Source organism: Corynebacterium sp. HMSC072A04 (assembly GCF_001809235.1).
GTDB classification, from domain to species: domain Bacteria; phylum Actinomycetota; class Actinomycetes; order Mycobacteriales; family Mycobacteriaceae; genus Corynebacterium; species Corynebacterium hiratae.
Genome location: NZ_KV796804.1, coordinates 127,779 through 140,157, shown reverse-complemented (window position 1 = coordinate 140,157; position 12,379 = coordinate 127,779). Strand labels below are relative to the sequence as shown.

The following is a 12,379-nucleotide window of genomic DNA, read 5'->3' as shown; positions in this document are numbered from 1 at the left end:
AACTTCCGCACTAAATTGGCCTAAGTCAGGGGTGGATATGGCGGTGGAGCTGAACAAGGGGCAGCTGCTGGCGCTCAACCTGGGCCGCGCCAAGGATGCGGGCACGCTGGAGCCCCACCAAATCTCGGTGGGCAAGCTAGCCAACTGCCGCACTGCGATCGACATTTGCCGCCAGGCCCGCACCATCCTGGGCGGCAACGGTATCACCGCGGACTACTCGCCGCTGCGCCACGCCGCCAATCTGGAATCAGTGCGCACCTACGAGGGCACCGATGAAATCCACACGCTGATTCTGGGGCGGGTGCTGACGGGGGAGGCGGCGTTTAGCTAACCACGTGGCGTCGTACCGGTGCCGCCGCACGGGCGCTACTGCGCAGATGGTCTTATTCGTTTGGTCTCTCTACTTTGGTCCCTCATCTGGGATGAGGGACCATCTGTGTGCTGAAAACCAGAGAAAGATGGTCCCTTTACTCTGCTAAGAGACCAGAGTAAAGGGACCATCTAAAGAGGAGAGGCTAAGCAGTGCGGGCGCCGTGTTCGGGGCCCGAGCATTGTCTTGCACTCAGGCCTGTTCACAGGCACTGTGTCGCGCTGTTTAGTTTCTGGGTGTCTAGCTTCTGGTGTCCTTCGGCTTCGGGGCGTTCGGATCGATCGGGCGTCCCTCAGCGTCCAGATCGTTGAGCTCAGCCAGCTCGGTGAAGTCCGCTTGGGCGTCGGCGAAGCCCTCTTCCGGATCGATTTCATCGAAGTTGCGGATGGTGCCGTCGCGTTCGTCCTTGAACATGTCCTTGCCGTAGATGACCAGAACCATGATGATGCCGGCGGCGAATCCCCATGCGGCACCCTGGGTGGCCAGCACGCCGGCGGTAACGCCTGCGATACCCAGATCCTTCTGGTTCTTGGCTTCCATGATGCCCACGCGTACAGACACGAAGCCCTGAATGATGAGCGTCAGTGCCAAGCCCACCGGCAGGATGGGCTCCACGAAGGAGGTAATCGGCAGCAGGAGGAGGCCTGTGTTGGTACCCCAACGGAAAGAGCCCGCGCCGCCAAAGATGGTGCGCATGGCGCGCTTGCCCTGCTTGTAGCGTTCAACGATGACCACGTGCATCGCCGCCCACAGCGGGCCACACATGGCGATGTCCGGGCCGATGATGGACATCAGCATGTTGCGGCCGCCGAAGAGCAGGTGCGCGCGCGACGGACTGTAGACCACGGCCTCGTCCGTGCGGACGTGGTCGGCTTCCTTGAGAACGGCGTTAGCCTGCAGGACGTCACCGAAAACAACGATGTACGCAGCCAACACCGTGGGGATAGCGGTGAGGAACATGTGCGCCGGCGGAAGACCGACACCGAAGACGGTGTACTCAGACCACAAGGTCATGAAGTCAGGTTTTGAAAAGCCCCACTCCACGTCCGGCCAGGGAGCCTCGCCAGCCAGCGGTGCGACGAAGACCGCGACGAAGATAGCAGGCAGGATGCCTAGCGAAGCCAGGAAGCGCCAACCGGCGGCCTTCTGTCGCAGGGCTTGGAAGCCACGGGAGTACATGAGGAAGAAGGCCACAGCCACCGCAATGGTGATGGTAATGGGGAAGGAGTGGAAACGCCCGCCTTCCTGGAACACCGAGATGATGGCAGCGATACCAGCGCCAAGGACGATGCCGGAGCGCAAGCCAGAGGGAATGAGTCGGACGACCTTCGATGCCCATCCCGTTATGCCTAGCGTTAATGAGAATATGCCTAGCAAGAGCTGGAAGCTGATGAGCGCCAACACACGCTGCTCACCCTCCGGGAAGGTCTGGATGTAGACCGTCAGCAACGGAATCGCCGGGGTAATCCAGCCCGGGACAACCGGGTCGCCCAAGAGGTGGTGGGTGAGGTAGAGCAGGCCGTTGAGCATAACGACGGCCAGTGCCGCCTCGTAAGGCATGCCGAGGGCCTCAGTCATCAGGGGGATAGCGCCCAAGTCCACCACACACATGAACAAGCCTTGGGCGAAGTCCGGCCACTCCATGCGGTAGTGCACGAAGGGGAGGCGGACATCGAAGGGCCCCATCTTCCAGTGGGGTGAAGCTTGACCGATGCCCTGCTCTTCGGGTTCGGTGGTTTCGGCCATGACGGCCTCCTTTCAAAGAAAAGGGACCAAGCCCAGCGGGCGTGAAGCGCGCGGGGCTTGGTGAGGAAAGGTGAGAGGTTCGTTGAGGTTTAGTGCTTGAAGTTTAGTCGAACCTTGGTTAGTCGAACTCGATGATCTGGCGCAGTGCTACACCGTCGGATAGGCGGTCCATGGCGGTGTTGATGTCCTCGAGCTTGATGTGGTCGGAGATGAGGGCCTCAGCGTTGAGCTTGCCCTCACGCCACAGCTGCTCGTACTTCGGGATGTCCTTCGACGGGACGGAGGAGCCCAGGTAGCAGCCGTGGACGCGGCGCGCCTCGGCAGTCATCACCAGCGGGTCGATGGTGATGGTGGAGCCCGGTGCCGGCAGGCCGACGGTGACGGTCAGGCCACCCGGTGCGGTGACCTTGTAGGCGGTTTCCAGTGCCTTCGGGTGGCCGGCGGCCTCCACGACAGCGGTGAACTTCTTGCCGGACTCCTCAGCTTCCTGTGGGGTCATCGCGGAGGTAGCGCCGATTTCGATGGCTTTCTCGCACTTGTCCTTCTGCATGTCGATGCCCACGATCTCCTTCACGCCGAGCGCAGCGGCGGTAATGATGGCGGCCATGCCAACGCCACCGAGGCCGACGACGGCGATGCTGTCCTCCGGCTTTGGATCGATCTCGTTGAGCACGGCGCCGCCACCGGTGAGGATGGCGCAGCCGAGAATAGCGGCGATGTCCGCCGGGACATCGGAGCCCACTGGCACGACGGAGAGCTCGGAGACCACGGCGTGGGTGGCGAAGCCGGAGACACCGAGGTGGTGCTGGATCGTCTCACCGTTGCGGGTGAGGTGGCGGGTGCCGCGGATGAGGGTGCCCTCGTTGTTGGTCTTGGAGCCAACCTCACACGGCATCTTGCCGTCGGTCTTGCAGCCGGCGCACTCACCGCAGCGCGGGAGGAAGGTCATGACCACGTGGTCGCCGACCTTGACGTTGGTAACACCCGGGCCGATCTCTTCGACGATGCCGGCGGACTCGTGGCCCAGCAGCATCGGCAGCGGACGGGGGCGGTTGTTGTTGACCACGGAAAGGTCAGAGTGGCACAGGCCAGCAGCGGTGATCTTGACCAGGATCTCGCCCTCGCCGGGAGCGGAGAGCTCGAGCTCGCTCACGGTGATCGGCTTGGAGTCGGCGTAGGGGCGCTCGTCGCCGGAGCGCTCCAGAACGGCGCCGCGAATGGTAATCGTGTCAGACATTGATACCTCCAGACATCGGATGGGGTTAATACATCGCAATGTACGCCACGTCACGTCGGGAAGGGCGGGAATGGTGTGGGAAAACCTACACTCAATAGTTGTATGGGTGGGGAATTCTCTACCTGCTGAGGGAGTGGGCGCGCAACGCCACAAAGACATCGAGGCCGCGCTGGCCCACGGCCCACTCCTCACCCATGAGCTCAGCGATCCGATCGAGGCGTTGGCGCACTGTGTTGGGGTGGATGAACATCGCCCGGGCGGTCTGCGGGATGCTGTGCCCGGAGAGCAAGTAGTGGTGCGCGGTAGCAGTCAACTCGGTGGAGTGTTCCTCGTCGTAGTGCACCAGCGGGCCGATGGTGCGCGTAGACAGCGCGTTCAGTGCCTGCGGGTCCGCGCCCAGGATGAGGCCTACCGTGCCCAGGGAGTCCTCGGTGACCAGCTGGCCGCGCAAGCCCAAAGCGAGTGCTGAATCCAGGTAGGCCATGGCGGAATCGTGGGCGCTGCGCGCGGAGCTCAGGCCGTCGAAGCCGATGGCGGAGACTGTCAACTCAGAGAATTCAGACAGCAGTGGGGCCAGCGCCTTATCGATATCCCGATCCGGTTGGTACAGCACGCACACGTGTTGGTCGTGGTGCGTAATGGCGGCGTTACCCGGCAGGAGGTGCTCCAGCTGCGGGCGGGTGGGCAAGTTCTTGGCCGAGTGCAGGCCCACGAAATACAGCTGTGTCGAAGAGTTCAGGCTGATGCCTGTGAGGTGGCGCAGGCGGACGATCTCTTCGCGCCCGGCGTTGCCTAGTGCTACGGCGTAGACGAGGTCATCGACTTTGCGCGCGGTGGCGTCGACAAGCGCTTCGGCAAAGAGCGCAATCGCGGTAAAGGCCGCAGAGGCGTGGCTGATGACGCGCAGTTCGGCGTCGCTGAGCTCCTTGTCCACACCAATCGTGCCCAGCGCCCGCCCGTTAAACTCCACGGGGAACGTGCTGGTTGGGGGAGTGTCCGGGGCATCCTCCGCGGTCCACAGCGTGACCGGCGCATCGAGGCTTTTAGCTAGCACGCGCTCGAGCTCCTCGAAGCTGGGATTGTTCATCAGCACGTGGAGCAGCTGCGTGTTGACGTCGTTGAGCCACTGCAATTCGTCCACGTGGCGGCTCAGCGCAATTTGGGAGCGGGTAAGCTCCGCGACGGATTCGCCCTGGCTCTCAATGACTTGGGCATTCTCCAGCGCCACGGAGGTAATAGAGCCGAGCACCTCGAGCGCTGCGATCTCCTCGTGCGTGTAGTGACGCGGGTGGCGATCCCCCACGAGAAGCGCGCCGATGGTGCGCCCAGAAATGCGGATCGGGGCGCCGAGGATCCCGCGGATTCCTTCGGCTTCTACCGCACGGTCCACGTAATCCACGTGCGTGACGTTGGGATCCACAGAATGGTCATAGGTCCACGCCGGGCGGTTAGTGGCGGCCACGATGCCGAGGATTCCGGAGCCCATCGGCATGTTGATGGTGCGGAATTCCTCAGTTACGACACCGCTGGTGGCCAGCACCTTGGTAAAGCCGGTGTCCTCATCGTTGAGGCTGAGATAGCCCACGTCGGTGCCGATGGTGGAGCGCGCGTGGCGCACGATGGCCTGGAAGATATCAGAGGATTCGCGGCCGGAGTTGAGCATGTGGGAGACGTCGAGCAGTTTGGTCGACATCACCCGCCATGTGTGGTTGGCGCGCATGGTCTCTTCGATGGCCCGAAGCGCGCCAAGCTCCTCGGCCGCCAATTGCTCGCGCAGCTCGTCGGGGACACGGGTGCCGCTGGCGAGATGGGAGAGTACGGGGCCGAGGAGAGACATGCTCCCTAGTTTAGGGGGCTGGTCGGGGCGCCACCTACTTCCAGTGGGAAGAGGAACGCTTGGTCATCTGCTCGCGGTACTGCTGAGTGGTGGTGGGCAGGAGCTCACCGGTGGCCCAGTCCAGGATGACGCCGTAGTGGCGGACCAGGTCGAGCTGGTCCAGCTCGCCCGCGTTGTAGCGCTCTGCCACGGATTCCGGGTCCTCCGCCAGCTTGTCCAGGCGGGAGGAGCGAAGTTCCTCACGTAGCTTCGTGGTTTCCTCCTCATCGAGCTCGTACTCATCGATCTCGGGGTCGATGGCGTGGATGACAACGCCGTAGTCTTTGGCAGCACGGCCCACGGACACGTAACCGTCGATGACGTCCTCCAACACGGCCTGCGGGTCACGCTCCAGGGCATCGCCGAATCCGCCACCACCGGCAGAGGGGCGTTCGAAGGTATCGCCCGGGCCGACTGGCACGTTGGAGAAGAGCGCGCCGAGGTACTTCTCATCCGGGGTGCCGCGGTTGAGCCACACGCCCTGCGGGATAGACGGCAGACCACCCTCGATGCCCCAGGTCACGGAACGCGAGCGGTCACAGCAGTAGCTCATGACGGTCTTGTTCGCATCCGTGAGCACACCGCCCTTGGTTACACCCACACCGCCGCGGAACTTGCCGGGGCCCGCCGAGTCAGTCACCAGGGCGTGGTGGCTGGTGATAACGGGGGAGAGACGCTCCTGGCCTTCGACCGGCTGGACCGCCAGGCCCGGGCCGAAGACCGGCGCGGTGGCGGAGGAGCCATCGCGGTCGACGCGGCCGCCCCAGCCGCCAGCCATCCAGTCGTACCACATGAAGAACTCGCCCTTGTCCTCTGGTTTCTTCGCATCACGCGTATCCCAACCACCGATGAGCAGGTACTCCAGGTTGAAGGCACAGGCCATGGCGCGCTCATGCATGAGTTGGGACCACAGCTCGAAGACCGCGTTCATGATCTTCTCGAAGGGGCCGGAACAGAAGCCGGTCACCGCGTGCGGCATTCCGGCGTTGACCACGGTTCCCTCCGGGCCTAGGTCGATGTCCATGGCGCGGTAGAGGCCGGAGTTAAGCGGCACGTCGGGGAAGAAGGTCTTGGTGCCGGCGACGATTCCGGAGAACGCGGAGCCATAGCCCGCGTTGAGGAAGCTGGCCACCGCCGGCGCGGAACCGTCCAGCGAGTAGGAGAGGCGTCCGCCCTTGATGCGCATCGTTACCTTGATGGGAACGAGGCCCTCTTCCTTGGCCGGGTCGAGGTCGATGTAGTCGATGGTGGACCACTCGCCGTCGTCAAGCGCGGCCACACGGGAGGTGACGATGTCTTCCACGTAGTCCTGGACCTCCCGCAGCGCGGTGCGCACGGTGTCGAAGGAGTACTTGTCCACGAGGCGGTGGATTTCGCGCTCACAGACCGCGGTGGCCTCGGCCTGGGCCTTGAGGTCACCCATGACGATCTCGGGGCTGCGGGTGTTGCCGGCCAAGAGCTTGGCGACGTCCCTGAGGAACACGCCCTTGGACCACACACGCACCGGGGTGATGCGCAGGCCCTCGGTGTAGTAGTCGGTCGCGGAGACGTCGAAGGAGCCCGGGACGGAGCCGCCGGCATCGGCCCAGTGGCCCTTGTTCTGTGCGAAGGCCAGCAGGGTGCCCTCGTGGAAGATGGGGCGCAGGAAGGACACGTCATTCATGTGCGTGCCGCCCTGGTAGGGGTCGTTGATGGCGAAGACGTCACCTTCGTGGATGTCATCGCCGAATTCCTTGAGCACGGCTTGGCACTGGAAGTGCAGGGTGCCGACGTGTACGGCGATGTCCTGGTTTCCCTGCATCACGGTGTTGCCCTCGGCGTCACACAGCGCGGAGGAGAAGTCACGCGAGTAAATGACGAAGGAGTAGCAGGTGCGCAGAATCTGCTCGGACATGAGGTTGACCGAGGTGGCAAAGGCGTTCTTGAGAACCTCGAAGGTCACCGGGTCGAGCGTGCGGCGGCCGGAAGAAGACGGCGAGGGTTTCTGTGGCTGTGTGTGAGTCGTAGTCATGTCGATTCCTTTCAAAGGAGAGTCTGAAGGCGAGGGTCTTAGGCGTTGGTGGCCTTGCCGATGTGGATACGGATGTTGGACCACTCATCAATTTCTGCACGGTCTCCAGGCGGAATGACGGTGGTGGCATCGAACTGGTCGATGATGGCCGGGCCGTTGAGCTTGGCGCCGGCCTTCAGGTCGGGGCGGTGATAAATCGGGACATCGGCCCAGCCGCCGTGCGCGGAGAAGTAGACGGGGCGGGTGGTCTCTGGGAGCTCTGCCTCGTGCTCTTCGACCTCGTAGTGCTTGAAGGGCGGGTTCTCAAGCTCGCCGATGGCGATGAGGCCAATCTGGTAGAACTCCACCGCGCCGTCGCGGTCGGCGAAGGAGTACTCGCGCTCGTGCTCATCGTGGAACATGGCGACGGCATCATCGAGCGGGTTATCGGATTCGGGGATTTCCACCGTCAGGGAACGCCACTGGCCGCGGTAGCGCATGGAGGCGGTCAGCTTGAACTTCATGCGCTCCTCCGGGACGTGCTCCTTCTCTAGACGCTCGCGGGCCTCGGAGATCAGCGCCTGGAATTCCTTGCGCAGTTCGGTGGTGTCCACCTCGTTCACCGGTGCTTGGTACATCTTGGTGATGTCGTGGCGGATGTCCACGAGCAAGCAGCCCTGGGCGGAGGTCACGCCTGGGTGCGGCGGGACCACGACGGTGGGGATGGACAGATCGCGGGCGACCTCAGCGCCGTGCAGGGCGCCGGCGCCGCCGCCGACGACAAGGACGAAGTCACGCGGGTCGTAGCCACGGCGGATGGACAGCAGGCGAACCGCATCGGCCATGTTGGCGTTGGCCACCTGGATGATGTTCTCGGCTGCGGCTTCGAGCTCAAGGTTGAGCGGCTCTGCAACCGTCTTGTTGACGGCCTCGCGCGCGGCATCCGGGTTCAGCTTCAGTGCACCGCCGATGAGCTCGGTGCCGAGGCGGCCGAGGGTGACGTTGGCATCGGTGTTGGTGGCATCGGTGCCGCCGCGCTCGTAGCAGACCGGTCCCGGATCCGCGCCCGCGGACTGCGGGCCGTTGCGCAGGGAACCTGCCTCATCGATCCAGGCCAGCGAGCCGCCGCCAGCGCCGATGGTGCCGACCTCGATGGACGGGAAGCAGATGGGGAAGCCGTATTCGACCTGCCACTGCTTGGTGATGCGGATGTCACCTTCGTAGACCAGCGCGATATCGGTGGAGGTACCGCCCATTTCCAGGCCAATCGCGTTGGAGTAGCCACAGCGGGTGGCGATGTCTTGCACCGCGATGGCGCCGGCCGCAATGCCGGAGGCAGCCAGGCGGACCGGGTAGCGGGTCACCATCTCCGGGGTCATGGAACCGCCGCCGGAGTGGAGAAGGAGCAGGTCTCCGTCGTAGCCGCCTTCCTCCAGCTGGCGGGACAGGCGGTTGACGTAGCCGGAGACGAGCGGGGCCAGGACCGCATTGGCGACGGTCGTGGAGAAGCGGTCGTGCTCGAAGATCTCCGGGAGGATTTCGGAGGAGGTGGAGACGGTGGCGTCGGGAAGTTCCTCGCGTAGGATCTCCGCCATGCGCTCCTCGTGGGAGGCGTTGGCATGGGAGTTGATGAAGCAGACCGCGACGGTCTCAATCTTCTTGCGGCGCAGGATCCCGGCGATGCGGCGAGCCTCTGCCTCATCCAACGGGGTGATCTCGGCGCCGTCGAAGTCGATGCGCTCTTCGACCTCGTAGCGATCGCGGCGGCGGATGTAGGGGTCCGGAACGTCCTTGTAGGCATCCCACAACTCATCCTTGGTGCCGTCGCGGATTTCCAGAACATCGCGGAAGCCCTTCGTGGTGATGAGCGCTGCCGGTGGGAAGCGGCGCTGGATCAGCGCGTTGGTGGCCACCGTGGTGCCGTGGGAGAACACCTCGACCTGGTTGAGCTGGACGTCGGCCGACTTGAGGCCGTTCATCACCGCCTTCATCGGGTCATCCGGGGTGGAGGGAACCTTGGCCACCGACAACTCGTGGGTCTCGGTGTTAACAATCGCGACATCGGTGAACGTTCCTCCGACGTCGACGGATACGCGAAAAGGTTTATTTCCCGTCATGGTGGGAACCTCTCTTTCAAAGGCTGGTGAATTCGGTTGAGAGGAATCTTGATATGGCACGAGGAGGGGAGCAATGGAGAAACGGTGAATTGAGAGTGAAGAAGGTGGAGGAAACTCCAAACAAGCAGGTTGGGGCATACTAGAATTAGCCGGAGAAAAGTAAGATAGGACACTATTTTCCGGAGGGATAAGTGGCGTCACAGGATAATCCGGTGCTCCGGATCGCCGATCTCGTCGTGATGGAGCCGCGGCTGCGCCGCTTGAGTAAGGCGCTCGAGGATGAGAATTTTGTGGGGCTGTGCGCCGAGGGCGATGGGGACGTGGCAGGTTGGTTTGTCCTTCCCCGGCCGGAGGGAAGCCCGCGCGCCATCCAGCGCCGGCTGGTCGACGCCGCCGGGGTCATCTTCCTCGACTCCGAGTTCGATGAGCAGGAAGTCCTGGACTCGGTGGAGGGAACCGGCGCCGTCCTGTACGGCACCGATGGGATCACGCGCCAAGATATCCGGCGCGCGGTGGATGAGCTTTTGCGGCGCCAACCCAACCTGGCATCCTGGCGCAAGCTCAGCACCATCGGGCAATTAAGCCCCGGGTTAGTCAACCCAGCGCCGGAATCCGAGATCCTTGCGCGCTTTGCCAGGTTCAGCGGGGATTCCCTGCTGCTGTTGACCGTTGACGGCCGGGTTATTGCCGCCGCCGGCGAGCTGCCCGCGCGGAGTATCGCGCGTTCCCTGTCGGTGGTGATAAACCACAGCACCACGACCATGCACGTGGGGCGTTGGAAGGTCTTTGCACGGTGGCTCGACATTGCTGGCGAAAGCCCCTCTTTCGACCACGGCTACTGGCTGATCCGCGGGCGGCAAACCAGTCAGGATGCAGACTTCGATGACCCCGCTTTCGCGGCGCTGGAGGAGCTGCTCACCGCTTCCCTGATGGCGCAGAGAAACATCCAGCGCAACCACGTCGCCGAATCGAGCGCGCTGATGGTGGCGTTGTGCGATGAGAATTCGAATAGGGAAGAAGTGGCCACCACGTTGCGCAGGCGGGGCTTTTCGGAGCATGCCAAGATGCGGCTCCTTGTCTCCGATTCCGTCAAGGATTCCTACCGCAGCGATGTGCGCGACAAGGCCTTCGCCTTGGCCCAGGATGCGGGCGTGCCGCTGGTGCTGGGCTATGTGTCCGGCCGCACCTGCGTGTTGACTACCCATTCGGGAGCGGAGGGGAAGATCGCGGACGTGCTCTTCGGCTCCGTCGGGCTTTCTGATCCCTTCGATACCGTTGAGGAAGGCCCGGCAGCGTGGCTCCAGGCCCTGCTTGCCGCCGTGGTGGTAGAACGCACGCATTCCTTGCACCTGCAGAGCCTGGAGTTTGCTCACTGCAGTGCCATCGAGAAGGCAGCGGCCTACCTGGGCCAGCGCGGCTTGGAGGACGCAGTGGGGGAGCTCGACCGCGCGATTGAGGGGATTAAGGATGGCGAAGAGATCTTTCGCGCCTATGAAGCTGAAAGCTTCTCCGTGGCCCGGGCCGCGAAGGCCGTGGGCGTGCACGCCAATACGGTCCGGCACCGGCTGGAAGCTCTGGAGGAACGGATCCGGTTCTCCGATGCGGATCTGGTTTTGTGGGCGCTGTGGAAAGCGCTGCGCCCCCGCATGCAGCGCTAGGCGGCTGGATGCGGGGGCACGGAGAAGGTGTGAGAGTAGAGAGTGAGAGGGGGAGTGGAGAGAACTACACCTTCTTCTTGCTGCGCGGGATGGGCTTGCCGGTGATCAGCGCGTGGAGCTTGCCGTCACCGATCTGCAGCTCTTCCGGAATGTCCTCGGAATCAACCTCGGTCATGATCTCCTTGATGAAGTCAGATTCCGGGATGGAGGAGTTGCGAGCGATGGCCACTAGCTCACGAGCCTCCTCATCGGAGAGGTGGTTGTCATTCTCAAAGCGCTTCTTGAGTAGCTCACGCGCGCGGCGGCGCAGGTCGGCCTCAGATTGCAGGTCCTTGCGGTTCTTCAACCATGCGAAGCCGATGATGAACATGATGGCAATGCCCATGTATCCAAGAATCGGGTAGACCCAGCCGATGAGGTTGGAGAAGCCGATGAAGGAAAGCACGAAGCCGATGAGCACGGAGATGACATAGACCTTGTAGAAGTTCTGCGGCTTGCCGCGGGTGAGGCGCTTGGCAAAGGCATAGAACATGCCAATCGCGGTGTTATAAATCATGCCGTAGATGGCGACGGACATGGCGATACCGAGCGCCGGGTGAATCTGCTCAATCATGGCCAGCGTTGGCATCTCGGCCTCGGTGATCGGGCCTACGGAGACGTAGAGACCGCCGACCAGGACCGCCAGCAGGAAGAGGAAGCATGCGCCGCCGAGAATGCCGCCGTAGCCCACCTCCTTGGCGTCGAGGAAGTTGCCGCCGATGACGATCATCATGGAGACCACCACGATGACGTTCAGTCCCAGGTTATTGATGGCGGAAACCCACCAGTTGGGCAGCGTCGTAGGAAGCTGCTGCGCCTGCTCATTGAGGTGTGACCAATCTGGGTTGGAGGTGAGCACGGTGTAGACCGTGCCGATGGTCAGCAAGACGATGATGAACGGGGTAATGGCGCCAATGGCGATGGTCACCTTGTCCACGTCGAGCAGACCAGTCAGCAGGGTGAGGACGAGCATGAGGACGGCGCCGATCCACACTGGCCAGCCCCATTGCTGGTTGAGGTTGGCGCCGGCACCGGCAAACATGGCGAAGCCGATGCAGAACAGACAGGTCAGCGTGGCGATATCGAGGATCTTCGACACAATGGGGGTGGACACCGCGTTGAACACGGAGGTGTGCTCTTTGGCGCGGTGATAAGAACCTAATTGGAGAATGGTGATGCCGGAGATGGTCATGGCCAGTGCCGTTACGATGGCGCCGACGACGCCCATGTTGCCGAAAGCAACGAAATACTGGAGGGCCTCGCGGCCCGAAGCGAAAGAGGCACCCGCGAGCACGCCGATGAATGCCATCGCGATGCCGAATGAGCGTTTAAGCATGGTGAACCTA

8 protein-coding genes are annotated in these 12,379 nt (G+C 63.0%); 2 read left to right on the top strand and 6 right to left on the bottom strand.

What is annotated here, in order from left to right; genetic code table 11:
* A partial coding sequence (locus HMPREF2565_RS09960; protein ID WP_256375073.1) for an acyl-CoA dehydrogenase family protein occupies positions 1 to 331 on the top strand: 331 nt, incomplete at its 5' end.
* 279 nt (positions 332 to 610) lie between these two features.
* Here the strand turns inward: HMPREF2565_RS09960 and HMPREF2565_RS09955 are convergent.
* From HMPREF2565_RS09955 to HMPREF2565_RS09935, 5 genes are all read right to left on the bottom strand, one after another.
* Positions 611 to 2,116, bottom strand: a complete 1,506-nt coding sequence (locus tag HMPREF2565_RS09955) for a permease family protein (RefSeq protein WP_070512345.1) — start codon at positions 2,114 to 2,116, stop codon at positions 611 to 613.
* 118 nt (positions 2,117 to 2,234) lie between these two features.
* Positions 2,235 to 3,353: an alcohol dehydrogenase catalytic domain-containing protein gene (locus tag HMPREF2565_RS09950; protein WP_070512342.1), complete on the bottom strand. Its 1,119-nt coding sequence runs from the start codon at positions 3,351 to 3,353 to the stop codon at positions 2,235 to 2,237.
* A 118-nt stretch (positions 3,354 to 3,471) separates the two neighbouring features.
* A complete protein-coding gene (locus HMPREF2565_RS09945) occupies positions 3,472 to 5,190 on the bottom strand; it encodes a helix-turn-helix domain-containing protein (RefSeq protein WP_071407266.1) in 1,719 nt (572 codons plus the stop codon).
* Positions 5,191 to 5,224: 34 nt separating this feature from the next.
* Positions 5,225 to 7,240 (bottom strand): hydantoinase B/oxoprolinase family protein, encoded by a 2,016-nt coding sequence (locus tag HMPREF2565_RS09940; RefSeq protein ID WP_071407265.1) that lies wholly within the window; start codon positions 7,238 to 7,240, stop codon positions 5,225 to 5,227.
* 38 nt (positions 7,241 to 7,278) lie between these two features.
* The gene (locus HMPREF2565_RS09935) at positions 7,279 to 9,336 is read right to left on the bottom strand and encodes a hydantoinase/oxoprolinase family protein (RefSeq protein ID WP_071407264.1); all 2,058 of its coding nucleotides are present in this window, start codon (positions 9,334 to 9,336) and stop codon (positions 7,279 to 7,281) included.
* Positions 9,337 to 9,527: 191 nt separating this feature from the next.
* Between HMPREF2565_RS09935 and HMPREF2565_RS09930 the strand changes: the two genes are divergently transcribed.
* Complete coding sequence (locus HMPREF2565_RS09930) at positions 9,528 to 10,994, top strand: helix-turn-helix domain-containing protein (RefSeq protein WP_070545245.1); 1,467 nt, start codon at positions 9,528 to 9,530, stop codon at positions 10,992 to 10,994.
* Between the two features lie 64 nt (positions 10,995 to 11,058).
* Here the strand turns inward: HMPREF2565_RS09930 and HMPREF2565_RS09925 are convergent, their stop codons facing one another.
* Positions 11,059 to 12,369 (bottom strand): YkvI family membrane protein, encoded by a 1,311-nt coding sequence (locus HMPREF2565_RS09925; RefSeq protein ID WP_049156025.1) that lies wholly within the window; start codon positions 12,367 to 12,369, stop codon positions 11,059 to 11,061.
* Positions 12,370 to 12,379: the final 10 nt, after the last annotated feature.